General features: G+C 65.1%; 24 protein-coding genes. 8 read left to right on the top strand and 16 right to left on the bottom strand.

The genetic code is table 11. The annotated features are described in order from the left end of the window. Positions 1-2 precede the first annotated feature (2 nt). The 4 genes from trpC to BM279_RS21745 all read right to left on the bottom strand — a co-directional run bounded on the left by trpC (position 3) and on the right by BM279_RS21745 (position 3,370). A complete protein-coding gene (gene trpC / locus BM279_RS21760) occupies positions 3-839 on the bottom strand; it encodes an indole-3-glycerol phosphate synthase TrpC (RefSeq protein ID WP_093507304.1) in 837 nt (278 codons plus the stop codon). Beyond that, entirely contained in the window at positions 836-1,882 is a 1,047-nt protein-coding gene (gene trpD, locus BM279_RS21755) for an anthranilate phosphoribosyltransferase (RefSeq protein WP_093507302.1), read from the bottom strand. Before trpD ends, trpC begins: the two co-directional genes overlap by 4 nt. Then, the gene (locus BM279_RS21750) at positions 1,879-2,475 is read right to left on the bottom strand and encodes an aminodeoxychorismate/anthranilate synthase component II (RefSeq protein WP_093507300.1); all 597 of its coding nucleotides are present in this window, start codon (positions 2,473-2,475) and stop codon (positions 1,879-1,881) included. Before BM279_RS21750 ends, trpD begins: the two co-directional genes overlap by 4 nt. Before the next feature lie 340 nt (positions 2,476-2,815). Then, the gene (locus BM279_RS21745) at positions 2,816-3,370 is read right to left on the bottom strand and encodes an AAA family ATPase (RefSeq protein ID WP_093507298.1); all 555 of its coding nucleotides are present in this window, start codon (positions 3,368-3,370) and stop codon (positions 2,816-2,818) included. A gap of 31 nt (positions 3,371-3,401) precedes the next feature. Between BM279_RS21745 and BM279_RS21740 the strand changes: the two genes are divergently transcribed. Continuing rightward, positions 3,402-3,830 carry an N-acetyltransferase gene (locus tag BM279_RS21740; RefSeq protein WP_093507296.1) on the top strand — a complete coding sequence of 143 codons (429 nt, stop codon included), beginning with the start codon at positions 3,402-3,404 and terminating at the stop codon, positions 3,828-3,830. Positions 3,831-3,889: 59 nt separating this feature from the next. Here the strand turns inward: BM279_RS21740 and BM279_RS21735 are convergent, their stop codons facing one another. The 5 genes from BM279_RS21735 to BM279_RS21715 form a co-directional block, all read right to left on the bottom strand. Then, complete coding sequence (locus BM279_RS21735) at positions 3,890-4,441, bottom strand: lysis system spanin subunit (protein ID WP_093507294.1); 552 nt, start codon at positions 4,439-4,441, stop codon at positions 3,890-3,892. Further along, positions 4,438-4,977, bottom strand: coding sequence for a glycoside hydrolase family 24 protein (locus BM279_RS21730; protein ID WP_093507292.1), 540 nt, complete (start codon positions 4,975-4,977; stop codon positions 4,438-4,440). The genes BM279_RS21735 and BM279_RS21730 overlap by 4 nt, the downstream gene beginning before the upstream one ends. A 57-nt stretch (positions 4,978-5,034) precedes the next feature. Further along, complete coding sequence (locus BM279_RS21725; protein ID WP_167363189.1) at positions 5,035-6,171, bottom strand: glycoside hydrolase family 5 protein; 1,137 nt, start codon at positions 6,169-6,171, stop codon at positions 5,035-5,037. A gap of 115 nt (positions 6,172-6,286) precedes the next feature. After that, positions 6,287-6,646, bottom strand: a complete 360-nt coding sequence (locus BM279_RS21720; protein WP_093507288.1) for a putative holin — start codon at positions 6,644-6,646, stop codon at positions 6,287-6,289. A 587-nt stretch (positions 6,647-7,233) separates the two neighbouring features. After that, positions 7,234-7,596 (bottom strand): PA0613 family protein, encoded by a 363-nt coding sequence (locus BM279_RS21715; protein ID WP_208604558.1) that lies wholly within the window; start codon positions 7,594-7,596, stop codon positions 7,234-7,236. Between the two features lie 163 nt (positions 7,597-7,759). Between BM279_RS21715 and BM279_RS21710 the strand changes: the two genes are divergently transcribed. Together BM279_RS21710 and BM279_RS21705 are read left to right on the top strand one after the other, a co-directional pair. Then, positions 7,760-8,416: an XRE family transcriptional regulator gene (locus BM279_RS21710; RefSeq protein ID WP_093507286.1), complete on the top strand. Its 657-nt coding sequence runs from the start codon at positions 7,760-7,762 to the stop codon at positions 8,414-8,416. A gap of 49 nt (positions 8,417-8,465) precedes the next feature. Next, the gene (locus tag BM279_RS21705; protein ID WP_093507284.1) at positions 8,466-8,807 is read left to right on the top strand and encodes a pyocin activator PrtN family protein; all 342 of its coding nucleotides are present in this window, start codon (positions 8,466-8,468) and stop codon (positions 8,805-8,807) included. Here BM279_RS21705 and BM279_RS21700 read toward each other — a convergent pair. Further along, a complete protein-coding gene (locus BM279_RS21700; RefSeq protein WP_093507282.1) occupies positions 8,786-9,448 on the bottom strand; it encodes a GntR family transcriptional regulator in 663 nt (220 codons plus the stop codon). The genes BM279_RS21705 and BM279_RS21700 overlap by 22 nt on opposite strands. A gap of 289 nt (positions 9,449-9,737) precedes the next feature. On the opposite strand from BM279_RS21700, the gene BM279_RS21695 reads away from it, so the two are divergent. From BM279_RS21695 to BM279_RS21675, 5 genes are read left to right on the top strand one after another with little or no spacing between them, the layout of a single operon-like run. Further along, positions 9,738-10,970 (top strand): NRAMP family divalent metal transporter, encoded by a 1,233-nt coding sequence (locus tag BM279_RS21695; protein ID WP_093507279.1) that lies wholly within the window; start codon positions 9,738-9,740, stop codon positions 10,968-10,970. Positions 10,971-10,982: 12 nt separating this feature from the next. Beyond that, the gene (locus BM279_RS21690; protein ID WP_093507276.1) at positions 10,983-11,753 is read left to right on the top strand and encodes a LamB/YcsF family protein; all 771 of its coding nucleotides are present in this window, start codon (positions 10,983-10,985) and stop codon (positions 11,751-11,753) included. Then, positions 11,750-12,556: a putative hydro-lyase gene (locus BM279_RS21685; protein WP_093507274.1), complete on the top strand. Its 807-nt coding sequence runs from the start codon at positions 11,750-11,752 to the stop codon at positions 12,554-12,556. The genes BM279_RS21690 and BM279_RS21685 overlap by 4 nt, the downstream gene beginning before the upstream one ends. Positions 12,557-12,565: 9 nt before the next feature. Continuing rightward, positions 12,566-14,179, top strand: coding sequence for a 5-oxoprolinase subunit B/C family protein (locus tag BM279_RS21680; protein WP_093507272.1), 1,614 nt, complete (start codon positions 12,566-12,568; stop codon positions 14,177-14,179). Then, entirely contained in the window at positions 14,176-15,906 is a 1,731-nt protein-coding gene (locus tag BM279_RS21675) for an acetyl/propionyl/methylcrotonyl-CoA carboxylase subunit alpha (RefSeq protein ID WP_093507270.1), read from the top strand. The genes BM279_RS21680 and BM279_RS21675 overlap by 4 nt, the downstream gene beginning before the upstream one ends. 296 nt (positions 15,907-16,202) lie before the next feature. On the opposite strand, the gene trpE is transcribed toward BM279_RS21675, so the two are convergent. From trpE to BM279_RS21645, 6 genes are all read right to left on the bottom strand, one after another. Next, the gene (gene trpE / locus BM279_RS21670) at positions 16,203-17,681 is read right to left on the bottom strand and encodes an anthranilate synthase component I (RefSeq protein ID WP_093507268.1); all 1,479 of its coding nucleotides are present in this window, start codon (positions 17,679-17,681) and stop codon (positions 16,203-16,205) included. Between the two features lie 208 nt (positions 17,682-17,889). Continuing rightward, positions 17,890-18,570, bottom strand: coding sequence for a phosphoglycolate phosphatase (locus tag BM279_RS21665; protein ID WP_093507266.1), 681 nt, complete (start codon positions 18,568-18,570; stop codon positions 17,890-17,892). Further along, complete coding sequence (rpe, locus tag BM279_RS21660) at positions 18,567-19,241, bottom strand: ribulose-phosphate 3-epimerase (protein WP_093507264.1); 675 nt, start codon at positions 19,239-19,241, stop codon at positions 18,567-18,569. Before rpe ends, BM279_RS21665 begins: the two co-directional genes overlap by 4 nt. 287 nt (positions 19,242-19,528) lie before the next feature. Continuing rightward, positions 19,529-20,980, bottom strand: a complete 1,452-nt coding sequence (gene gabD / locus BM279_RS21655; RefSeq protein ID WP_093507262.1) for an NADP-dependent succinate-semialdehyde dehydrogenase — start codon at positions 20,978-20,980, stop codon at positions 19,529-19,531. A 58-nt stretch (positions 20,981-21,038) separates the two neighbouring features. Further along, positions 21,039-22,412, bottom strand: coding sequence for a hypothetical protein (locus BM279_RS21650; RefSeq protein WP_093507260.1), 1,374 nt, complete (start codon positions 22,410-22,412; stop codon positions 21,039-21,041). Between the two features lie 88 nt (positions 22,413-22,500). Further along, entirely contained in the window at positions 22,501-23,649 is a 1,149-nt protein-coding gene (locus tag BM279_RS21645) for an iron-containing alcohol dehydrogenase (protein WP_093507350.1), read from the bottom strand. Between the last annotated feature and the right edge of the window lie 166 nt (positions 23,650-23,815).

The raw sequence follows: 23,815 nt of genomic DNA, 5'->3' as shown, positions 1-23,815 counted from the left end.
TATCAGTCCACATTCGGGCTGTTGACCAGCCGCCTGCGCTCCGGAAAAAACAGTTGTTCCAGCTCGGCACCCGGGTTGTTGGCGCGCATGAAGGCCTCGCCGACCAGGAAGGCATACACCTCGCTGATTTCCATCAGCTCGACATCAGCGCGATTGAGGATGCCACTCTCGGTGACCACCAGGCGATCCCGAGGGATGCGCGGCAGCAGGTCAAGGGTGGTTTCCAGGCTGACTTCGAAGGTGTGCAGGTTGCGGTTGTTGACGCCGACCAACGGGGTGTCGAGCACGTTCAGCGCGCGCCCCAGCTCATCGCCGTCATGCACCTCGACCAGCACATCGAGATCGAACGACTTGGCGGTAGCGGCCAGCTCGCCCATCTGCGCGTCGGACAGCGCCGAGACGATCAGTAGCACGCAGTCGGCGCCCAGCGCCCGGGCTTCGACGATCTGGTAAGGGTCGATCATGAAATCCTTGCGGATCACCGGCAGCGAGCAGGCGCTGCGCGCTTCCTGCAGGTAGCGGTCGGCACCCTGAAAGAAGTCGATATCGGTGAGCACCGACAGGCAGGTCGCGCCGCCCTCTTCATAGCTCCGAGCGATTTCCGCCGGCACAAAGTTCTCACGAATCACGCCTTTGCTCGGCGACGCCTTCTTGATCTCGGCGATCACCGCAGGCTGCTTGCTCTTGGCCTTTTCGATCAGCGCATTGGCAAAGCCGCGCACCGGGTCAGCAGCCCGCGCTTCACGCTCGACCTCGGCCAGGCTGACAACAGCGCGGCGCGCCGCCACTTCCTCGGCCTTGCGAGCGAGGATCTTTTCCAGAACGGTAGGAACGCTCACCCTTCATTCTCCTGTTTGAATACGGCAGTAAAGGACACCAGCTCCTCCATCTTCTCCCTGGCCAGGCCGGTGTGCAGCGCGTCGTGGGCCAGGCTCATGCCATCACGCAAGCTGTCGGCGTGGTCGGCTGCATAGAGTGCGGCGCCGGCGTTGAGCACGATGATCTCGGCGGCCTTCTGGCCTGCATCGGTTTTTCGGCGGCCCAGGGCGTCGCGGATCAGTTCCAGGGATTGCTCAGCGCCTTCGACGGTCAGGCCGATCAGGCTCTGGCTCCTGATGCCGAAGTCTTCAGGCTGGGTGCGGTACTCGCTGACCACGCCATTTTTCAGTTCGGCGATGAAGGTCGGCGCCGCCAGGCTGATCTCATCGAGGCCATCCTGGGCATGCACCACCAGCACATGCTCGCTGCCCAGGCGCTGCAGCACCTCGGCCATCGGCCGGCACAGCGCCTGGCTGAACACGCCTACCACCTGATGCTTGGCGCCAGCCGGATTGGTCATTGGGCCAAGCATGTTGAACAGTGTGCGCAGACCCAGCTCGCGGCGCGGGCCGATGGCGTGCTTCATGGCGCCATGGTGGGACGGCGCGAACATGAAACCGACGCCAACGGTTTCGACGCAGCGCGCCACCTGCACGGGCGTGAGCCCCAGGTAGATGCCAGCGGCTTCGAGCACATCGGCGCTGCCGCTCTTGCCCGACACCGCGCGGTTGCCGTGCTTGGCCACTTTGCCGCCCGCCGCCGCGACGACGAAGGCCGCCGCGGTGGAAACGTTGAAGATGTTCATACCGTCGCCACCGGTGCCGCAGGTGTCGACCAGGCGCTCGGCCGCGATATCAACCGGCGAGGCCAGTTCACGCATCACGCTGGCGGCGCCGACGATCTCGTCGATGGTCTCGCTCTTCATGCGCATGCCCATCAGGAACGCGCCGATCTGCGCATCGGTGCACTGGCCGGTCATGATTTCACGCATGACGTCGCGCATTTCCTCGGTGCTCAGGTCGAGCTGAGCGACGATGCGGTTGAGGGCTTCCTTGATGTTCATGGGCGCACGCCTCCGGTCTGCTTGAGGAAGTTGGCGAACAGTTCGTGGCCCTGCTCGGTCAGGATCGATTCAGGGTGGAACTGCACGCCCTCGACGTTCAGGGTCTTGTGACGCAGGCCCATGATCTCGTCGACGGCGCCGTCTTCGTGTTGCGTCCAGGCGGTGATCTCGAGGCAGTCCGGCAGGGTCTCGCGCTTGACCACCAGCGAGTGGTAACGGGTCACGGTCACCGGCATCGCCAGGCCGGCGAACACGCCTTTGTTCTCATGGAAAACCGGGCTGGTCTTGCCGTGCATCACCTGGCGAGCGCGCACCACGTCGCCGCCATAGGCCTGGCCGATGCTCTGGTGGCCCAGACAGACGCCGAGGATCGGCAGCTTGCCGGCGAAATGCAGGATGGCTTCGATGGACACGCCCGCTTCGGTCGGCGTGCACGGGCCGGGCGAGACGACGATGCGCTCGGGCTTGAGCGCCTCGATCTCGGCGATGGTCAGTTCGTCATTGCGAATGACGTGCACGTGGGCACCCAGCTCGCCCAGGTACTGCACCACGTTGTAGGTAAAGGAATCGTAGTTGTCGATCATCAGCAGCATGTTGGCTTAACCCTTTGATGAACTGCTCTTGAGCAATCACTCCGGTTTCGAGATCCCCTATTCCCTTACAAACCACCTATGGCCTGGAGAATATTATTGAGGGTTCGAGTGGAGCTGAGAGAGTCGTCCGGCTGGGCCGGAGAATAAAATCAGGCGCGCCAACGCCAACGGGCGTGGGCTTTGATGAGGCGCATCAGAAGGGTACTGCTTGCGTTCACGAAGGAGGTCTCGCGTTTATCTTGCGGCACAGTAGCCCAGCTGAGCCATGCCGTGCAACTGGCACAACGCCCTGACAGACGGGCGAGACACACCCGAGCCCACCCGCCTTTATCAGCCGAGGTCAGGCGGGCGCGGCCAGCCAGTCGATCACTTTCCCAGCCAGCCGCTCGGGCGACTCGCAGGTGCTGTCCAGGCGCAGCAGCGGGCAGCGCAGTTGCCCGGCGATCCACGCCTCGTGCATGCGCAGGCTGCGGGTCTGCAGATCGCCCTGCTGGTAGCCGGCAGCCCACTCCAGAAAGGCCAGGCTCTGGGCATGCATGTCGCCGCCTGGCAGAACCCGCTCGCCGTAACGCTGCCGTTCGCGAGCCGCTAATCGCTGCATGCGTTCGGCGTCATCCAGCTGCAGGAACACGGCATGGGTGAACAGCGGCACCAGCGTCTCGCCCCAGCTGCACAGCGAACCGCTGAGGATCCAGTCGTTCGCCTGCGCAGCACTCGCGCGGATCTGCTCTACGCGCTGTTGCGGTTCGCGTTTGAAGCGATAAGGTGGCTCGCTCGGCAGCCAGTAGAAGTTGTCGGTATCCAGGTGCAACCAGCCACAGCGCTCGGCCAGTGCCGCCGCCAGGCTGGTGGTGCCGGCACCGGAGGCGCCGAATACATGTAACCGTACCGCCATGTATCAACATCCTCCCCGAAAGGAATTCATCATGATTCGCCCCTATCACGCCAATGACGCCAACGCCGTGCTCGATATCTGGCTGAGCGCCTCGATCCAGGCCCATGCCTTTATCCATGAGTCGTTCTGGCGCGACCAACTGGCCGCCATGGGCGAGATTTATCTGCCCCAGGCCGAAACCCTGGTACTAGAAGAGGCCGGCCAAATTCTTGGCTTCGCGTCATTGCACGAACATCGCCTGGCCGCCTTGTTCATCGCGCCTAGCGCCCAGGGGCGCGGGCTCGGCAAACGCCTGCTCGACGAAGCCAAGCGCCGCTGCGACCTGCTAGAGCTCAGCGTGTACAGCGCCAACAACCGGGCGTGCGCCTTCTACCAAAACTGCGGTTTCACGGTGGTGAGCGAGCAGAGCGATCCACACACCGGGCATCCCGAGCTGGTGATGCGCTGGCAGCGTCATTGAGCCGGAGAGCGGGCACTCTCCGGCACAGAATTGCCACTGTCAACGCCACACGCTTTGAACTAGAGCGCTTCACTGATCGCCCGCACATAGGCCTGGCACGTTCCTAGGGCGATGATGGCGCGGTCGCCGCGCCCGGTGATGGCGACAATTCGTTGAGCAGCTCCTCGGTCAATGTCGGCTCGTGGGGCGCCATCCACCAGGCGTCCGGCGCGGGTGGTGGCGGGCAGTTGGTCGTGGTGATCGACGTCGGCAGCTGCGGGCTCGGCGGTGAGGACTGACAGCCGTAGCTCAGCAGTGGCAAGACGATCGCGCAGACGCGCAGCCTGTTGTTCAGCATCGGAGAGCCTCCTGTATTGGGTTTGCGAAAACGCCTGTAGTTGCCGCTCGAGGGCCAGGCGCTTGTTCTGGGCGCGCTGGGTTTCACGAGCGGCTGCGTCGTGCAGACGCACCATGGCCTCGGCGTGGGACTGGTCGCGCGCGGCCAGTGCCTGCCCCAGGCGCCAGCCTTGCACCACCCAGCCGAGGCTGATGGCACCGAGCAGCAGCGCGAGAGCCAAGGCGCCGCCGATCAGCCATCGATAGCGTGCGGGAATCAATGTGAGCAGGCTCATGCTGTCACCTGCCCGCCGCAGGCAATGAACATGGAGAGCAGGTCATCCCGGTCACGCGACTGGGAGGCCAGCTCCTGCCGATAGATGCGCAATAGGGCTGCAAGATCGTGTTCGCGCTGGCCGTAGCCGGCGCCCGGCAGGCTGGCCCAGATGGGCGCTGCCGCACTGATCGCCTCGGCCACCTGGCCGGCCTGAATGGCTGCGAGCGCGCCGCACTCTTCGAGCAACTTCACCGCGGCCAGGTCCTGGGCCTCGGGCGTGAAGCGACCGCGAAACTTGTAGAGTTCGACGATGGCGTCCCAGGTGCGCGCCAGGAACTGGTAGCGGCCGGCCGCCGTGGACTGGATGTCGTAACGCGGCAAGTCGATGAGCTGGCGCGGGTGTGCGCTGTAGTCGTCGAATAGGTCGCCGCCCACCAGCACGTTGTAACCGTCGTCGCTTTCGGCAACGGTCGAGGTGCCTTCGCTCCAGGCGAGCATGTCGAGAAAGGCTAGTACGTTTTGGCCACCCGCCTGGGTGGCAGTAAGTCGGGCCATGGGAAGTCTCCGGATATCAAAAGCCGGTGACCCGCCAGAGCGGGTCACCGAGGTGGATCAACGTGGGCCGTAGGCCGTGGTAGTATTGCCGATGCGGGCCATCAACGAGCGCGTGTTGGGTTTGAGCGTGCCGTCGTTGCGGTCCATGCCGTTCGGGTCGTCATCGTCATCGCCGGGGCCGGCCAGCCACTGGAAGCGCAGAATGTGGTTGGCATCGAAGTACTTGTGCAGCTCGGTGAAGTAGGTGCGCATGCCGGGAAAATGATCCGGCCCGCCGAACTCACCGGCGATCCCGCGCTTGCCGTTGGCCTTGAGCCAGTCGATGAAGGGATACCAGTCGGCAACGCGCTCGCGGTAGGCGATCGACTCGGTAGCCTGATTCCACTTGCCACCGCCCTGCCCCTCTTTATCGGGGTACTGGTGCGCCTCATAGAGCAATCGGCCTCCGGGATCCTGCAGGTTCTTGAGCGCGTCCGAACTACGCGGCCAGTACAGCGCCGAGGCGAACGAATTGCCGGCCACGGTGATGAAGTGCCGCGGGTCGACCTCGCGCACGGCGGTGATCAGCCGCTGCACGTTGGTGGTCCACAGGGTTTCGACGTTGACGCCGCCATCGGGCACGCTGCCCATGTTGTGTGGCTCGTTCATCAGGCCGTAGCCGAACACGCCGGGCTCATCGCGAAACTCCCGGGCGATGGCCGCCCAGATACGCGCCAGCAGGGTGTAGTTGACCGGGCAATCGGGCGCGCCGATGGCCGTCCACAGGGCGTAGCCGCCGTTCCACGCCTGCACCACACGACCACTGACAGGCCCGCTGGCACGCACGTACCAGCGGCAGTAGTTGTGCATGTCGAGCAGCGAAAAGCCGCCCCAGCTATGGATATGCCGGATCGCCTTGCGGATTTCCTCCACGTAGCTCTGGCGCAAGGTGAAGCCGCCAGCACCGTCGAGAATGACGATGCGCTCGCCGGCGAACGGCAGCCGTACGGCGAAGGGCTTGCCGCCGATGCTTCCGGCATAGGACTTGATGTAGTCCGGCTGATGGCCGCGCGGGGCAACGGTGAAGTAGTGGGTGTCCAGCTTCGCCGTAGCAATGGGATCGACGTAGGGGTTATTGCCGAGGCCCGCCGCGTTGAAGCCGATCAGCGGGAATTCGCCGGCGGCGGCCATTTGGTCAAAGGTTTTGATAGCCATGGTGTTTCCTCCAGACATGAAAAAGCCCGCACGGTGGCGGGCCAGGGTGAGTGCGGCGGCGGAGTGCGCCGCCGTACGGATTCAGATAGCAGTTGTTGTCAGTCGCCGCATCGGGTCAGGCATCCCGGTCGCCTGGCGGCTTGTCGCTCAGGCTGCCGCCGCGACGGCGAATAGCGGCCAGCATCAGCGTCACCACCAAGCCGGCGCCGGCGAAGCCGGCAGGCCCCGGATAGGCGAAGGGGTGGATGCCGTGCAACTGGAAGTCGGTGATGGCCGGGGCACACAGGTACCCCATCACCGCCGACGTCAGGAAAAACGCCAGCCGGTTCCACATGGGCAGATTTTGCGTGGTGGTGAAGTACACCAGGGCCCCGCACAAGGCGCCGAGTGCAGCCTCGCCATTGATTGGAGCGATCAGCGCGGCGAGATGCTCGCCGAGCACGCCGAACAGCACGGCGCTGCTGAATTCAGTCATTGTTATCGTACTCCCCGAGGCCGATGGCCCCGACGACATGAGGTTATGCCGCCCCCTGAAACGACAGAGCCCCGCACGTGGCGGGGCTCTGTTAAAGGAAGGTCGGATGTTGCAGCGCGCCGGTCGGCGCATGAGTTGCCAAGGATTGAGCCACGAGGCTGGCTGACTGCTCGCCCACCTCTGTGACGGTGATGAATGTATAACCCCCGATTCTCACCGTCTCAAGGGCACGCCGGTGATCAGCGTCGATGCACTGGAAAAAAACGGACACGCGCCCGTTTCAGACTGCCGGCTAGAGCGGCACACACGCGAGAGCACCCGACGCGGGGCTCACGGGGGCGGCGTTTACATGGAGGGAAACAGGCCGAACGGCGAGAATTGCCGCCGGCAGAAATGAAAAGCGCACCAAGAACCTGTTCATGTCTTTCAGCCCAGGTTCGTCTTTTTGGCAGCTAAATGGCGGGGACGGACGTTCGCTGATCTACTGTGGGAGCGGGCCATGCGCGCGAAAAATCGCGGGCATGGCCCGCTCCCACAGGTACTGCATCAATGTCAGCTTTTGCCTTATAACGGCCTATGACATGGTCTCAGGCGGCGCGCTTCAGAAGTTGTGATTCGATGGCCCGGTGGGCCTGCCCCAGTCGTCGATAGAACTGCGCCCGGCTGCATCCGCAGGCCGTCCATTTCTCGCGCCGGGGCTCGCCGCTGCAGTACTGCTCGACAACGACCTGCCGCTGCTGCGGGGACAGGTGCTTGCTGACGATCCAGTCGATCTCCGTCGTTCTGTCCACCAACACGCGGCTGCCGCGGGCGGCACGATTAAGCACACCTTGTGATGCCATCAACGACGCGATGACGCTGCTGCCCATGTTCGAGCCACCCTGCGCCTCACCATCCTGCCGTACCTCGCCCCAGCGCTGCAGCGCCTCGTCTATATAGCCAATCATCATCTACCTCCCGCCATCGCCGATGGCTATGCCATGAACCCATCTGGCAGGTCGCACCACGCCACCTACCGATCATCGTCACTTAAAAAATAATCACGAAACGTGTTTTATTCAAGCAGCAAACTGCGCTATAAATATTTCACATCGTGATTAGCGGAGTGGAACAATGGAGAGCCTGGGGCAACGCATCAAACGCCTGCGCAAGAGCAAGGGCCTGAGTCAGCAGTCGCTGGCCGAAACCTGTGGCTGGTCATCCCAGTCGCGCATCGGCAATTACGAAAGCGACCTGCGCGAGCCCGCTCTATCCGATTTGCTGCTGCTGGCACCGGCGCTCGGCGTCAGCCTCGCCGAGCTGGCCGGCACCGATGATCTGCCGGAAGCACCACCTGCCGACACCCTGTCCGTCGGCCACGCCCGTGGCGGTGCGGTGCCGGTGGTGGGGCATGCGCAGCTGGGTACTCAGGGTTATTTCGAGGAGATCGACTTTCCCGTCGGTCATGGTGACGGCTACCTGCGCATTCACAGCGACGACCCCAATGCCTACGGGCTACGGGTTAACGGCGACAGCATGCACCCGCGGATCAAGAACGGCGAATACGTGCTAATCGAGCCGAACAAGCCGTTCCACGCCGGTGACGAGGTGATGGTCCGTACCCTGGACGGACAGGCGATGATCAAGGAATACATCTACCTGCGCGACGGCATGTACCGCTTCGACAGCGTAAACCAGAACCACCCGCCCATTCACATCCACCAGGACAACGTCACCAAGATTCACCTGGTGGGCGGCATCCTCAAATCCTCGCGTTTCGCTGAAGAGTAGCGGCGTGCCCATGAAACTGAGCGAGACCTGACCCATACCGAGCCCGACCATGAACACTCAGCCTGAGCCGCACCTGCCGCTCCAGACGCTGGAGCTCCTATTCCGCACCCACGGCGACGTGCTCGTGCCCATCGACCGCGTACGCACGGCGTATTTCCGTCACCTGAGCGCCGACAACTTCATCCGCGCCATCGCCACCGGCCGCCTGAACCTGCCCATCACCACCCTGGACAGCAGCGCCAAGGCGCCCAAGTTCATCGAGCTGCACCATCTGGCCGCCTATATCGATAGCTGCGCCAAAGCCGCCGATGCCAGTGGCGAAAGCAGCCTGTGCGCCGAAAGCCAGGGCGGTTATTCGCTGGAGCAGGCTCAGGAGCCGCGCCGCGCGTAAGCGGCCAGGATGGTGCGCTCGGACTGCACCAGGTAGGCGTCCAGCGCCTTGGCGGCGTCGTGCGGGCGGCAGGCTTCGAGGTGTTCGAGAATCGCCGCGTTCATGTCGATGTAGGGCGCATGCAGGAATTCGGCGTCGTTGAGCAAGCCGAATACCAGGCGCAGCTCAGCGGACAGGTGCCGGTAGAAGGTATTCAGCCGCTGGCTGTCGGCCAGTTCGACAATGGCCGCGTGAAAGGCCATGTTGGCCGTGCCCACAGCGCCCCAGTCGAGCTCTTTGGCGCTGCGCTGCGCCGCGTTCACTGCCTCGCGCATGCGCTTGACCGCCGGATGCTTGGGATAGGCCTGGGCCAGCGCCTGGCATTCGACGAAACGCCGCGCCCGGTAGATCTCGATGATCGAGGCCATATCCGGCACGGACACGAACACGCCGCGGTTGGGTTCGTGCTTGAGCAGGCCTTCCTGGGTCAGCACGCGGAAGGCTTCGCGCAGGGTATTGCGTGAGATATCCAGGCTTTCGCTGAGCGCCGCCTCGGACAGCCGCTGCCCCGGCACCAGTTCGCCCTCGACCAGCTTGCGGCGGATTTCCGCGGTCACGGTCTCACCGAGGGTGCGCGGGTTTTCAGATACGTCGTTGTTCATTAGCGATCCACCAGACCTGGCCAGGCTCTAAATCGTCGAGACGGAGCCAAAGAGGCTCGATGGTCTCCGAGCGCAGCGCTGCAGGCAAGTGGCCGTATTGTCACCCTGCGCACCATGGTGAATCAGCGCTGGGTATCGAAGTAACAAAACAGTGCAAATAGACCCTCAATTCAAATCTTATTGTTGAACAATAAATCTATCTAGAATCAACAGATCACGCTGCTTTCTCGCAATGTGGCATGCCCATTGCCTTACACCCTGCACCCGTTACTTCGCCCAGGAGTGTTCCATGCAGGCCCAGACTACCGCCGATTTCGCCCGTTCACGCCGCTCATCATTGATCGCAGCCATCTTCCTGATGGCCACCTCGGCCATCGGCCCCGGCTTCATCACCCAGACCGCCACCTTCACGGCGACCATGGGCGCGGCCTTCGCCTTCGGCATCCTGGCGTCGATCCTCATTGACTTCGTGGTGCAGCTGAACGTCTGGCGCATCGTCACCCTGACCCGCATGCGCGCATCGGACATCGCCAACGCGGCAATTCCCGGCAGCGGTTATCTGCTGGCGGTGCTGGTGATCTTCGGTGGGCTGGTATTCAACGTCGGCAACATCGCCGGCGCTGGCCTGGGCCTGAACGCCCTGATGGGCCTGGATCCGAAATGGGGCGGCGCACTCAGCGCCCTGGTGGCCATCGGTATCTTCCTGTCCAAACGCGCTGGCATCGCCGTCGACCGGCTGATCGTGGTGCTGGGCGTGCTGATGATCCTGCTTACCCTGTTCGTCGCCATCGCCTCCAACCCGCCTCTGGGCGACGCGCTGCGCCAGACCGTGTGGCCGGACGAGATCAACTTCGCGATCATCACCACCATCGTCGGCGGCACCGTCGGCGGCTACATCACCTACGCCGGCGCTCATCGCCTGCTGGATCGCGGCCTGGTCGGCGAAGAGCACATCAAGGAAGTCACCAAGGCGGCGCTGAGCGGCATCGCGGTAACCGGTCTGATGCGCTACGTACTGTTCCTGGCCATTCTCGGTGTGGCGGCCAGCGGTGTGGTCATCGACATCTCCGGCAAAGGCGCCAACCCGGCCGCCCAGGCGTTCCAGGCCGCCGCAGGCGAGCTGGGTCTGCGCACCTTCGGCCTGGTGCTCTGGGCCGCTGCCATCACCAGCGTGATCGGCGCCGCCTATACCTCGATGTCGTTCATCACCGCCTTCATGCCCGGCATCAGCGAGCGCGGCCGCAACATCGCCACCGTGGCGTTCATCGCCGTGTCCCTGGCCATCTATGTCGCACTGGGCACCGCACCGGCAGCGCTGCTGCTGTTCGCCGGCGGTTTCAACGGCCTGATCCTTCCCATCGGCCTGAGCATTTTCGTTTACGTGGGCTGGCGCCGCAGCGACCTGATGGGGGGCTACCACTACCCACGCTGGCTGCTGGCCCTCGGCGCCCTGACCTGCCTGCTGACCTGGTACATGGCGGCCAAATCGGTCGGCCCGATCCTGGCCTTCGTGAACCTGTAAGGAGAGAACGACATGCCTTCCATCGACCTCAACAGCGACCTGGGCGAGAGCTTCGGCCAATGGTCCATGGGCGACGATGCCGCGATGCTCGACATCGTCACCAGCGCCAACGTCGCCTGCGGTTTCCACGCTGGCGACCCGGCCGGCATCCTGCGTACCCTCAAGGCCGCTGCGGCCAAGGGCGTGACCATCGGCGCCCATGTCGCCTACCCGGACCTGGTCGGCTTTGGCCGCCGCAATATGGATATCGCCAGCGACGAGCTGACCGCCGACGTGATCTACCAGATCGGCGCCCTGCAGGCCCTGGCCACTGCCGCCGGCACCACGGTGCGCTACGTGAAGCCCCACGGCGCGCTCTACAACACCATCGCCCACGACACGCGCCAGGCCCTGGCGGTGATCGAGGCGATTCGCGCCGTCGATGCACGCCTGGTGATGGTCGCCCTGGCTGGTTCGCCGCTCATCGAGCTGGCCCGCCGCGAAGGCCTGACCTGCATCGCCGAAGCCTTCGCCGACCGCGCCTACACGCCGCAAGGCACCCTGGTGTCGCGCCGCGAAGTGGGCGCCGTGCTGCACGACGCCGAACAGGTGGCCCAGCGCATGCTGCGCCTGGTACAGACCGGCGAGGTCGAAGCCATCGACGGCAGCGTCACCCGCATCGAAGCCGACTCCATCTGCGTGCACGGCGACAGCCCCGGCGCCATCCAGATGGCCCGCGAGGTGCGTCAGTTGCTGGAGCAGTCCGGCGTATCCCTGCAAGCTTTCGCCGGAGCCGCCCGATGAACGCCATCCAACGCGCCCAGCTGGCCGCCATTGCCGCCGCCCGCCAGGCCCGCGCCGAGTACCGCAACGGCCGCGTCGCGCCTACGGCCGGTATCGCGCCGGGCATGACCCAGGCCAACCTTATCGCCCTGCCCCGCGACTGGGCCTATGACTTTCTGCTCTACGCCCAGCGCAACCCCAAGGCCTGCCCGGTGCTCGACGTGAGCGACGCCGGCAGCCCGCACACGGTACTGGCCGAGGGCGCCGACCTGCGCACCGACCTGCCGCTGTACCGCATCTGGCGTGATGGCAAGCTAGCCGAGGAAGTCAGCGACGCCACCGCCGCCTGGGCGGAACACACCGACATGGTGACCTTCCTGATCGGCTGCAGCTTCACCTTCGAGACCGGCCTGCAGGAAGCCGGCATCGAAGTGCGGCACATTGCCGACGGCTGCAACGTACCGATGTACCGCACCAACCGCGCCTGCCGCCCGGCTGGGCGCCTGCATGGCGAGATGGTGGTGTCGATGCGGCCGATCCCGGCGGATCGCGTCGCCGAGGCAGCCGGCATTTCCGGGCGCTATCCCTCGGTACATGGCGCTCCGGTGCATATCGGCGAGCCGCAACGCCTGGGCATCGCCGATCTGCAGGCGCCGGATTTCGGCGACGCGGTGCGCATCGAGCCCGGCGAAGTACCGGTGTTCTGGGCCTGCGGCGTGACGCCCCAGGCGGCAGTCATGGCCTCCGGCGTGCCGTTCGCGATCACCCATTCGCCAGGCCATATGTTCATCACCGACGTGCCTGACAGCACGTACCACGTATAGGACAAGCCCGTGCGTTTTCTCCCAGCCAACCTCGATACGCTGCTCGTCGAGCTGCAGGATCTCGACGAAACCCTGGCGCTGTTCGACGCGCTGCAGGCCGAGCCTATCGCCGGGGTCGAGGAAATCGTCCCGGCGGCCCGTACCCTGCTGATCCAGTATCGGCCCAGCGCCGTCGACCGCCAGGCGTTGATCGACGATCTCGCCCGCCGCGACCTGAGCCAGCGCAGCGCCCGCGAGAGCCGCCGCGTGAAAATCCCCGTGCACTACAACGGCGAGGACCTCGATGAGGTCGCCGGGCTGCTCGGCATCAGCCGTGAAGAAGTGGTGTGCCGCCACACCAGCGCCGATTACGAAGTGGCCTTCTGCGGCTTCGCCCCCGGCTTCGGCTACCTGGCCGGCGGCGCCGACTTCCAGGTGCCGCGCCGGCAGACTCCGCGCACGCGCATTCCAGCCGGCGCCGTGGCCCTGGCCGGCAATTTCAGCGGTATCTACCCCAAGGCCAGCCCCGGTGGCTGGCAGATCATCGGCGTCACGCCGCTACAGATGTGGGATTTGGGCCGCGACGAGCCGGCCCTGCTGCGCCCCGGCTACAAGGTGCGCTTCCAGGATGCCGGCCCACTGCCGGCTGGTGGTTTGCCAACGCACGAGCAGCCAACTGCCGGTGAAACGCCAACCGGCGCTTATCTGGAAATCCTCAGCCCCGGCCTGCAAACGGTGCTGCAGGACCTCGGTCGCGCCGGCCATACCGACCAGGGCGTGTCGATGTCCGGCGCGCTGGATCGTGGTGCCCTGCGCGCCGCCAACCGCGCAGTGGGCAACGACTCGGCCTGTTCCTGCCTGGAAGTGGTGCTCGGCGGCCTGAGCTTCGTCTGCCACGGCCGCACGCTCATCGCCGTCAGCGGTGCGCAGACGCCCGTCACCGTGACCACCGCCAGCGGCCTGCAGTGGCAGCCCGGCAATTACCAGCCCATCGAACTGGATGACGGCGACCGCGTCAGCCTCGGCGCGCCCCAGGCCGGGCTGCGCAGTTACCTGGCGATTCGCGGCGGCTTTCAGGTGGCGCCGGTGCTGGGCAGTTTGTCCTACGACAGCCTGGCCCAGGTCGGCCCGCCGCCGCTCAAGGCCGGCGACCGGCTGGGTTTCGAGACAATCAGCGCCGGTAGCAGCGTATCGACGAGCGAAGGCCCGGCTTTCGAGCTGCCCACCGCCAAGGACATCATCACCCTGGATGTGGTCATGGGCCCGCGCAGCGACTGGTTCACCCCGGCGGCCATCGAACGCCTGAGCAGCCAGCTATGGCGCGTCACGCCGCAATCCAACCGGGTCGGCATTCGCCTCGAGGGCGAGGTGCCGCTGGAGCGTTGCAACCCTGCCGAGTTGCCCAGCGAAGGCACCTCACTGGGTGCCATCCAGGTGCCCGCCAGCGGCCAGCCGGTGCTGTTCCTCGCCGACCACCCGCTGACCGGCGGCTATCCGGTGATCGCCGCCGTGGCCAGCCACCACCTGGATCTTGCCGGGCAAATCCCCATCAACGCGCAGATCCGCTTCAACCCGATCGAGGCGTTCGTCGAGCTCGAGCCCGACGCCTCCTTTCCTACTGCCGATGCGAAGAACCAACCATGAAAAAAGTCCTGATCGCCAACCGCGGTGAAATCGCCGTGCGCATCGCCCGCGCCTGCCGCGACCACGGCGTGGCCTCCGTGGCCGTGTACGCCAATGCCGATATCGATGCCCTGCACGTGCGCCACGCCGACGAAGCCTATGGGCTGGACGGCGAGCGCCCGGCCGACACCTACCTGAACATCGGCAAGCTGCTGGCCATCGCCAAGCGCGCAGGCGCCGATGCCGTGCACCCCGGCTACGGTTTTCTCTCCGAGCGCGCCGACTTCGCTCGTGCCGTGCAAGACGCCGGGCTGATCTGGATCGGCCCGAACCCGGAAACCATCGACGTGCTCGGCGACAAAGTCGAGGCACGCAAACTCGCCCAGCAGGTCGGCGCGCCCCTGGTTGCCGGCACCCCCGGCCCGGTGCAGAGCGCCGCCGAAGTGCTGGCCTTCGCCGAGCAGCACGGCCTACCGATCGCCATCAAGGCCGCGTTCGGCGGCGGTGGGCGCGGCATGAAGGTCGCCTGGCGCATGGACGAAGTGGCCGAGCTGTATGCCTCGGCGGTGCGTGAAGCCGAGGCCGCCTTCGGCCGCGGCGAGTGCTTCGTCGAGCAGTTCCTCGACCGCCCGCGCCATATCGAAGCCCAGGTGATCGCCGATAGCCAAGGCAACGTGGTGGTGGTCGGCACCCGCGACTGCTCGCTGCAACGCCGCAACCAGAAGCTGGTGGAGGAAGCGCCAGCACCTTTCATCACCGATGAGCAGCGCCAGCGCATTCATCAGTCCGCCCACGATATCTGCGCCAAGGCCGGCTACGTTGGCGCCGGCACCGTGGAATACCTGCTCAGCGCCGACGGCACCCTGTCGTTCCTGGAAGTGAACACCCGCCTGCAGGTCGAGCATCCGGTAACCGAGGAAACCGCGGGCGTCGACCTGGTGATCGAACAGCTGCGCGTCGCCGACGGCCTGCCACTGTCGTTCACTGAAACGCCGACTCCGCGCGGCCACAGCTTCGAATTCCGCATCAACGCCGAGGATGCCGGCAAGGGCTTTCTGCCCACCCCGGGCAAGATCAGCGAATTCCGCTCCCCGAGCGGCCCGGGCGTGCGCCTGGACAGTGGCGTGGAAAGCGGCTCCAGCGTGCCTGGCACATTCGACTCGATGATGGCCAAGCTGATCGTCACCGGCGCCACCCGCGAGCAGGCCATCGCCCGCGCGCGCCGCGCCCTGGCCGAGTTCCAGATCGACGGCATCGCCTCGGTGCTGCCCTTCCACCGCGCGGTGATGGATCACGACGATTTCACCGGCGGGCACTTCGCCGTACACACGCGCTGGATCGAAACCGACTTCGCCGAGCAGATCACCCTGGCACCGCGTACCTTGCCGGTGGCCGGCGAGGCGGTGCTACGTACCTTCATCGAGATCGACGGCAAGCGCCACGAACTGGGCCTGCCGAGCGCCCTGCTGCAAGGTCTGGCGCCATTGGACGGTAACACTCAGCCAACGCCTCAAGCCGCTGCGCCGGCTGCCGGAGAAGGCCTGGTCAGCGCGCCGATCTCCGGCAACCTGCACGCCTGGCTGGTCGAGGACGGCGCCCAGGTCAAAGCCGGTGAGGTGATTGCGGTGATGGAAGCCATGAAGATGGAAACCCAGGTCACCGCCCCGGCGGATGGCACCCTGCGTATCCGTGAACAGGCCGGCGCCTATCTGGACGCCGGCGCGGCGCTGGCCAAACTCGAAGGCTGAGATCGGCCCCGGGTATCGCTACGCTCCACCCAGGCTACACCCGTGGGAACGGGCCATGCCCGTGATTTCGCGCGCATGGCGCGCTTCCACAGGATGTAGCGCGGTAGGGCGTACTCGCGAAGCAGTACGCCGTTGCCCTTTTGCCAGGATCGGCATGGTTTGGCGGACTGTTCGCTTCGCTCCTGAGTCCGCCCTACGAACTGCGTCCGAAGTAGCCTGGCGCTGAGCGCAGCGATACTGAGGAAGTCGAAAACAAGAAGGGCAGCCTAGGCTGCCCTTCTTGTTTTTCGCTCGGATCAGAGCGAGCCCTGCTCCGCCAAGGCCACGGCCTTGAACATCGCGCGGCGCTTGTTGAGGGTTTCTTCCCATTCCAGTGCAGGCACCGAGTCGGCAACGATGCCGGCACCGGCCTGGACGTGCAACTCGCCGTCCTTGATCACTGCGGTGCGGATGGCGATGGCGGTGTCCATGTTGCCGTTCCAAGCGTAGTAACCGACCGCGCCACCGTAAACGCCGCGCTTGACCGGTTCCAGCTCGTCGATGATTTCCATGGCGCGAATCTTCGGCGCGCCGGACAGGGTGCCGGCCGGCAGGATGGCGCGCAGGGCGTCCATCGAGGTCAGCCCTTGCTTCAGCTCACCAGTGACGTTGGAGACGATGTGCATGACGTTGGAATAACGCTCGATGACCATCTTCTCGGTCAGCTTCACCGAGCCGATTTCCGAGACGCGGCCGGTGTCGTTGCGGCCCAGATCGATGAGCATCAGGTGCTCGGCGACTTCCTTGGCATCGGCCAGCAGATCCTGTTCCAGCGCCAGGTCCTGCTCCTCGGTGGCGCCACGGGGGCGGGTGCCGGCTATGGGCCGCACGGTGACCAGGTTGTCCTCGACACGCACTAGCACTTCCGGCGACGAGCCGACCACGTGGAAATCGCCGAAGTTGAAGAAGTACATGTACGGCGTCGGGTTGATGCAGCGCAGCGCGCGGTACAGGTCAATCGGCGCGGCCTTGAAAGGGATCGACATGCGCTGGGAAATCACCACCTGCATGCAGTCGCCGGCCAGGATGTAATCCTTGATGGCATCCACCGAGCGCTCGTAATCCTCGCGGCTGAAGCTGGAACGGAACGCCGGCTCCGCACCCGCCGGCTTGTTCAGATCCACGCCCAGGCGCGGCGTGAACGGCTGACGCAGCTTGTGCAGGATGTCCTGCAACTGCTGCTGGCCACGGGCGAACGCATCGGCTTCGGCGGGGTCGGCCAGGACGATGGCGTGCATCTTGCCGGCCAGGTTATCGAACACCACCACGGCATCGGAGACGTTGAGCAGGATGTCCGGGGTGCCCAGCGCGTCGGGGTTCACCCCGGCGGCCAGCTTGGGCTCGACGTAACGCACGCTGTCATAGGCGAAGTAACCGACCAGGCCGCCATTGAAGCGCGGCAAGCCGGCGATGCTCGGCACCCGGTAACGGGCCTTGAAATCCTCGACGAAGGCCAGCGGGTCGGCACATTGGTGACGCTCGACTTCGACGCCGTCGGTGGTGATCACCACCTCGTGACCGTGCACGCGCAGCACGGTGCGCGCCGGCAGGCCAATGATCGAGTACCGGCCCCATTTCTCACCGCCCTGCACCGATTCGAGCAGGTAGGAGTTGGGCGCGTCGGCGAGCTTCAGGTAGATCGACAGCGGGGTGTCGAAGTCGGCGATGGTTTCGCAGGCGAGCGGAATGCGGTTGTAGCCTTCGGCGGCTAAACGCAGGAATTCTTCGTGGATCATGATCAGCCTCGTGGCATGAGAAATCGGTCGGGTGCAAACGGGCCGCGCGCAGCGGCAGGGAATGTCAGGCGCGCCAGCGCCAACGGGCCAGGGCCTTGATGACTTTCATCCAGAGTTTGCAGGTGACCGCCACGGGAGCATCTCGAAGAGGGGGAAACAACGAGCGGCCAAGGTAGCGCAGCCGCTCGACGCAAGCAACCGATTGCCGCTACAGCAGCTCGGCCATGCTATCGACCACCAACTGCGGCTCTTCTTCGGCGATCGGTCGACCGTGGTTATAGCCGTAGCTGACCGCCACGCAGGGCACACCGGCGGCGCGAGCGGCGAGTACGTCGCTGCGCGAATCGCCGACGAACAGCGATTGCGCGGCCGTCACCCCGGCCAGGCGCATCACCTGCAGCAAGGCAGCCGGATCGGGCTTCTGCTGCGGCAGGGTATCGCCGCCGATGATCCAGCGGAAATAACCACCGAGGCCGACCTGCTCCAGCAGCGGCGCGACGAAACGCTCCGGCTTGTTGGTGACCACCGCCAGTTCGACGGCGGCGGTACTCAGGGCTTCGAGCAGTTCGTGCACACCCGGATACAGGGTGATCAGCTCGTGGCAGTCGGCATAGATATCGAGAAAGCGCGCCAGCGCCTCGTCGCTTTCAGCCTCACCCACCGCAGAATGATCCAGGCCACCGGCCAGGGCGCGGCGCACCAGCACACGGGCGCCATTGCCGACCCACTGGCGCACGCGCTCGACACCGGCAGGCTCGCGGCCCAGTTCGACCAGCATGCGGTCGACGGCCGTGGCCAGGTCCGGTACCGAGTCGACCAGGGTGCCGTCCAGATCGAACATCACCAGGCGCGGCAGCTCACCGGCGCACAGCGCGCGCAGCGGTTTCATCTACGCACCTGGGCCAGTTCGGCGCGCATGGCGTCGATCACCGCCTTGTAGTCCGGCTGGTTGAAGATCGCCGAGCCGGCGACGAAGGTGTCGGCGCCCGCTTCGGCGATCTCGCGGATGTTCTGCACGTTCACGCCGCCGTCGATTTCCAGGCGGATCTCGCGACCGCTGGCGTCGATCAGCGCGCGGGCTTCACGCAGCTTGTCGAGGGTGCCGGGGATGAACTTCTGCCCGCCGAAGCCGGGGTTGACGCTCATCAGCAGGATCATGTCGACCTTGTCCATCACGTACTTGAGCACGTCCAGCGGGGTGGCCGGGTTGAATACCAGGCCGGCCTTGGCGCCACCGGCCTTGATCAACTGCAGGCTGCGGTCGACGTGCTCGCTGGCTTCCGGGTGAAAGGTGATGTACGAGGCGCCGGCCTCGATGAAGTCGCCGATGATGCGATCCACCGGCTTGACCATCAGGTGCGCGTCGATGGGCGCAGTGATGCCGTACTTGCGCAGCGCCGAGCAGACCATCGGGCCGATGGTCAGGTTGGGCACGTAATGGTTGTCCATGACATCGAAATGCACGATGTCCGCCCCGGCGGCGAGTACGTTGTCCACTTCCTCACCCAGGCGGGCGAAGTCGGCGGAAAGGATCGACGGGGCGATGGCGAAGGGTTGCATGGCGCACCTCTGAGTGCTGGGTCACGGTGGCGCGCATTGTACTCGCTGAGCGAATGGCTGCCAGCGTGGCCGATGGTCGTACCGTTCTCTCCGGTGCCAGAAATAAAAGCTTGGCCTACTCCCGAGAAAGGCGGCCAGTATCCTGCGGTTGAGCGCAGCGATACCCAGGTCGACCCCGCGTGTCGCAGCGTTCGACCCGGGCTACCTGTCCTACGTGGAGGGCGCCCTAGCGGCGAGTTTCACAGCCAGTCGCGGCTAAAGCACGTCCCATAGCCTGTACCGGCGCCTCAGATACCCAGGCAGAGGTACTTGATCTCCAGGTACTCGTCCAACCCGTACTTGGAGCCTTCACGCCCCAGGCCGGACGCCTTGATGCCGCCGAACGGCGCCACCTCATTGGAGATCAGCCCGGTGTTGATGCCGATCATGCCGTACTCCAGCGCCTCGCCGACACGGAAGGCGCGGGCCAGGTCGCGGGTGTAGAAATAGCCGGCCAGGCCGAACTCGGTATCGTTGGCCTGGCGCACCACTTCAGCTTCGTCGCTGAAGCGGAACAGCGGCGCCAGCGGGCCGAAGGTCTCCTCGCGGGCCACGCGCATGGCGCTAGTCACGTCGGCCAGCACGGTGGGTGCGAAGAAATTGCCGCCCAGCGCCTGACCGCCCTGCAGCACCCTGGCGCCCTTCTCCAGCGCATCGGCCAGATGGCTCTGCACCTTGGCCACGGCGTTGGCGTCGATCAGCGGGCCAGTGGTCACGCCGGCCTCGGTGCCCGACCCGACCTTGAGTTTTGCCACCGCCGCCGCGAGCTTCTCGGCGAAGTCATCGTACACGCCGTCCTGCACGTAGAGACGGTTGGCGCACACGCAGGTCTGCCCGGCGTTGCGGTACTTGGCGACCATGGCGCCCTCGACCGCAGCGTCCAGGTCGGCATCGTCGAAGACGATGAATGGCGCATTACCGCCCAGTTCCAGAGACAGCTTCTTCAGGGTCGGCGCGCACTGCTCCATCAGCTTGATGCCGACACCGGTGGAGCCGGTGAACGACAGCTTGCGCACGATGGGGTTGGCGCACAGCTCACCGCCCACTTCGCGGGAGCGCTCGGCATCGGCCGGCAGCACGCTGAACAGGCCGGCCGGAATGCCGGCGCGCTCGGCCAGCACGGCCAGCGCCAGGGCGCTGAACGGCGTCTGCGGCGCCGGTTTGAGCACCATGGCGCAGCCGGCAGCGAGGGCCGGCCCGGCCTTGCGGGTGATCATCGCCGCCGGAAAATTCCACGGGGTGATCGCCGCAGCCACACCGATCGGCTCCTTGGTGACGATCAACCGCTTGTCAGCTTGATGGCCCGGAATGGTGTCGCCATAGACGCGTTTGGCTTCCTCGGCGAACCACTCGATGAACGAAGCGGCGTACAGCACTTCACCCCGCGCTTCGGCCAGCGGCTTGCCCTGCTCGGCGGTCATGATCTGCGCCAGGTCGTCCTGATTGGCGAGCATCAGTTCGTACCATGTGCGCAGGCGCGCGGCGCGCTCCTTGGCGGTCAGCGCGTGCCAGGCTGGCTGCGCCGCCTGGGCGGCCTCGATGGCGCGGCGGGTTTCCTCGGCGCCCAGATTGGGTACCAGGCCCAGGGATTGGCCATTGGCCGGGTTGAAGATTTCCGTGGCACGGCCATCGGCGGCATTGCACCACTGGCCGTCGACATAGGCCTGGTGACGCAGCAGATCGGGATCGTTGAGTTGCATGATTGACTCCTCCGGCCAGGGCCTGATGCCCTGGCGGTAATGATGAGAGGGAAAGCGGTCACTCTGCCGGCGGCAGATCCTTGCTGAAGGTCTGGTCGTTCTCGCCGCGGAAGAAACGCGTGCCGTAGATCAGTACGCACAGGCCCAGGCCGATGGCGAACGCCCAGGCGGCGCCCTTGATCGCCAATACCGCGCCTATCACCCCGGCGATACCCAGGTCACGCTGGCTGCGCGCCTCCATGATGCCCAGGCGCACGCTGACGTAACCCTGGATCAGCAGGGTCAGCGCCAGCGCCACGCCGAGAATCGGCTGCACCAGAGTGACCACCGGCAACAGCAGCAGGCCGGTGTTGGTGCCCCAGCGGAACGAGCCGACTCCGCCGTAGATAGACTTCATCGCCTTGGGGCCACCCTTGAAGCGTTCGGTGATCACCACCTGCATGGCCGCCCACTGCGGCCCGCACATGGCCACGTCAGGGCCGAACACGCTCATGAAGGCATTACGCCCGCCGAAGATCAGGTGCGAACGATTGGGGTTGAAGTCGATCTTCTCGTCGGTGCGCACCTTGCCGCCTTCCTCGAGGATCGCCTTGTTGCTGAGCACGTCGCCGAACACCACCAGATAGGCGGCCAACACCGTGGGCAGGGCGGTGAGAAACATCATCAACGGCGGCATGCCGAGGCCGAACACGGTGTATTCCTGCCACAGGGTGACGAAGTCCGGCTTGCTGATGCCCCACTCGATGTTCGGCCACGGCGCCTCGCCAAAGATCGGCGCGACGATCACTGCCAGGAGAATGATCGGGAAGATGCCCAGCTTGGCGAAATTCCACCAGAAGCGGCTGCGCTTCTTCAGCGCCTGGAAGTGCATGGAGAACACCAGGTAGAAGGCCACGCCGATAGCAATGGAAATGGTCCAGGGAAAGGCATCGAAACGACCGCCTTCCTTGAACACGGTGACCACCGCGCTGAGGCCGGCGCCCATGATGATCCCCGCCTTGAGGGCCGAGGGCACCAGCGACACCACCTTGCGCGCCATGCCGGTCATGCCCAGGCCGATGGAAAATACCCCCAGCATCAGCTGGAAGGCGATCAGCGCATGCACCCGCTCAGGGCCCTCCGGGAACTGGGCGCAATAGGCCATGAGCATGGGGATGGCCGGGGTGATCCAGCCTGGCACCACCGGGTCGCCGAGCAGGTGGTGCACCAGGTACAGCAGGCCGTTGAGCATGACCACCGCCAGCGCCACCTCGAAGGGCATGCCGAGGAACTCGGTCATCAGCGGGATCGCCGCCAGATCCACCGCACACATGAGCAGGCCCTGCATGTAGTCGGAGATCTCAAAGCGGTAGTGGATGAAAGGCAGGCGCAGCTTGAATGGCCCCAGGGGCGTGTAAGGCGCTTCCGGGGCTTGTTGATGCAGCTCGGACATCGTGGATTTACCTAGTGTTATTAGTATCGGTCGTAAACCAGCACGCCCCGACGGAACCGGGGCGCTTTCATCAGGTGCAGCGGATGGGTCAGTAGGCGGCGCGGTAGATCTGCTCGATATCACCGGCGGTCAGGCGCCGCGGGTTGTTGCGCATCAGGCGGTCGATCTTGCTGGCCTCCTCGGCCATGGCCGGGATGGCGTCCTCGGGCACGTTGAAGCTGCGCATACCCTTGGGAATGTCGACGCTGGCACACAGCTCGGCCATGGCCTCGACGGCCAGGTCGGCGGCGGCCTTGTCGCTCAGGCCGTGCGTTTGCACGCCCAGAGCGCTGGCAATCTCGGCCATGCGCTCGACGCAGGCCAGTTTGTTCCAGGCCATCACGTAGGGCAGCAGCAAGGCGTTGCTGACCCCATGGGCGATGTTGAAGCGCCCACCTAGCGGGTAAGCGAGCGCATGCACGGCGCCGACACCGGCGTTGCCGAAGGCCATGCCGGCCATCAAGCTGGCGGTGGCCATGTCTTCGCGTGCCTTGATGTCGGCCGGGTTGGCGTAGGCTTTGGGCAGCGCCTTGGCGATCCGCCTGATGGCGCCGATGGCCAGGGCATCGGTGATCGGCGAGGCATGCACCGACAGGTACGATTCCACCGCGTGCACCAGGGCATCGACGCCGCTGGCGGCCGTCACGCTGCGCGGGCAGGTCAGGGTCATCACCGGGCTGACCAGGGCCACATCGGGCAGCAGGTAGTCGCTGACGATGCCTTTTTTAAGCTGCGCCTTCTTGTCCGACAGGATCGATACGTTGGTCACTTCCGAGCCGGTGCCGGCGGTGGTCGGGATGGCGATCAGCGGCGGGCCCTTGCGCTTGACCTGATCGATGCCGAACAGCTCTTCCAGCGCGCCGTCATGACCGACGTAACCGGCCACCGCCTTGGCGATGTCGATGGCGCTGCCACCGCCGACGCCGATCAGGCCGTCATGGCCGCCGTCGCGGTACACCTTGGCGCAGGCCTCGACGATGGCAATTTCGGGCTCCGGCTCCACACCGTCGAAAATGCCGTAAGCACGCTCGCCGAGCTGCTTGAGCACGTGGTCCACGGTGCCCGACTTGATCAGGATGGCGTCGGTGACGATTAGCGGGTTGGCGATGTTCAGGCGGGGCAGTTCGTGCGCCAGTTGCTCGACGGCGCCCTGCCCGGTGAGCAGCTTATTGGCGATCTTGAAGGCGGAAATAGTCATCATCAGGCCCTTTTTGTGCGTTGTCTTGCGGACGGGTTCGGGCCTGTCATAGCGATTCCTGTGCCAGCCTCGCGAAACCCTCGCCGTAGAAGGGTTGCGTCGATATGTCACAGGTTAGCGGCGGTGGCTTTCGATCAGAAAATGGATCAAATCACCGCCATTTGAT

The sequence above is a fragment of the Phytopseudomonas straminea genome (assembly GCF_900112645.1).
In the GTDB taxonomy this organism is placed as follows: domain Bacteria; phylum Pseudomonadota; class Gammaproteobacteria; order Pseudomonadales; family Pseudomonadaceae; genus Aquipseudomonas; species Aquipseudomonas straminea.
Note: the sequence above shows the minus strand (reverse complement) of the source record. Positions and strands in the feature narration are given on the sequence as shown.

What these genes read in the sequence shown, in the direction of transcription:
- trpD (WP_093507302.1), bottom strand. Translation starts at nt 1,882, where the DNA reads ATGAACATCAAGGAAGCCCTCAACCGCATCGTCGCTCAGCTCGACCTG.
- BM279_RS21750 (WP_093507300.1), bottom strand. Translation starts at nt 2,475, where the DNA reads ATGCTGCTGATGATCGACAACTACGATTCCTTTACCTACAACGTGGTG.
- BM279_RS21745 (WP_093507298.1), bottom strand. Translation starts at nt 3,370, where the DNA reads ATGGCGGTACGGTTACATGTATTCGGCGCCTCCGGTGCCGGCACCACC.
- BM279_RS21740 (WP_093507296.1), top strand. Translation starts at nt 3,402, where the DNA reads ATGATTCGCCCCTATCACGCCAATGACGCCAACGCCGTGCTCGATATC.
- BM279_RS21735 (WP_093507294.1), bottom strand. Translation starts at nt 4,441, where the DNA reads ATGAGCCTGCTCACATTGATTCCCGCACGCTATCGATGGCTGATCGGC.
- BM279_RS21730 (WP_093507292.1), bottom strand. Translation starts at nt 4,977, where the DNA reads ATGGCCCGACTTACTGCCACCCAGGCGGGTGGCCAAAACGTACTAGCC.
- BM279_RS21725 (WP_167363189.1), bottom strand. Translation starts at nt 6,171, where the DNA reads ATGGCTATCAAAACCTTTGACCAAATGGCCGCCGCCGGCGAATTCCCG.
- BM279_RS21720 (WP_093507288.1), bottom strand. Translation starts at nt 6,646, where the DNA reads ATGACTGAATTCAGCAGCGCCGTGCTGTTCGGCGTGCTCGGCGAGCAT.
- BM279_RS21715 (WP_208604558.1), bottom strand. Translation starts at nt 7,596, where the DNA reads ATGATGATTGGCTATATAGACGAGGCGCTGCAGCGCTGGGGCGAGGTA.
- BM279_RS21710 (WP_093507286.1), top strand. Translation starts at nt 7,760, where the DNA reads ATGGAGAGCCTGGGGCAACGCATCAAACGCCTGCGCAAGAGCAAGGGC.
- BM279_RS21705 (WP_093507284.1), top strand. Translation starts at nt 8,466, where the DNA reads ATGAACACTCAGCCTGAGCCGCACCTGCCGCTCCAGACGCTGGAGCTC.
- BM279_RS21700 (WP_093507282.1), bottom strand. Translation starts at nt 9,448, where the DNA reads ATGAACAACGACGTATCTGAAAACCCGCGCACCCTCGGTGAGACCGTG.
- BM279_RS21695 (WP_093507279.1), top strand. Translation starts at nt 9,738, where the DNA reads ATGCAGGCCCAGACTACCGCCGATTTCGCCCGTTCACGCCGCTCATCA.
- BM279_RS21690 (WP_093507276.1), top strand. Translation starts at nt 10,983, where the DNA reads ATGCCTTCCATCGACCTCAACAGCGACCTGGGCGAGAGCTTCGGCCAA.
- BM279_RS21685 (WP_093507274.1), top strand. Translation starts at nt 11,750, where the DNA reads ATGAACGCCATCCAACGCGCCCAGCTGGCCGCCATTGCCGCCGCCCGC.
- BM279_RS21675 (WP_093507270.1), top strand. Translation starts at nt 14,176, where the DNA reads ATGAAAAAAGTCCTGATCGCCAACCGCGGTGAAATCGCCGTGCGCATC.
- trpE (WP_093507268.1), bottom strand. Translation starts at nt 17,681, where the DNA reads ATGATCCACGAAGAATTCCTGCGTTTAGCCGCCGAAGGCTACAACCGC.
- BM279_RS21665 (WP_093507266.1), bottom strand. Translation starts at nt 18,570, where the DNA reads ATGAAACCGCTGCGCGCGCTGTGCGCCGGTGAGCTGCCGCGCCTGGTG.
- rpe (WP_093507264.1), bottom strand. Translation starts at nt 19,241, where the DNA reads ATGCAACCCTTCGCCATCGCCCCGTCGATCCTTTCCGCCGACTTCGCC.
- gabD (WP_093507262.1), bottom strand. Translation starts at nt 20,980, where the DNA reads ATGCAACTCAACGATCCCGATCTGCTGCGTCACCAGGCCTATGTCGAC.
- BM279_RS21650 (WP_093507260.1), bottom strand. Translation starts at nt 22,412, where the DNA reads ATGTCCGAGCTGCATCAACAAGCCCCGGAAGCGCCTTACACGCCCCTG.
- BM279_RS21645 (WP_093507350.1), bottom strand. Translation starts at nt 23,649, where the DNA reads ATGACTATTTCCGCCTTCAAGATCGCCAATAAGCTGCTCACCGGGCAG.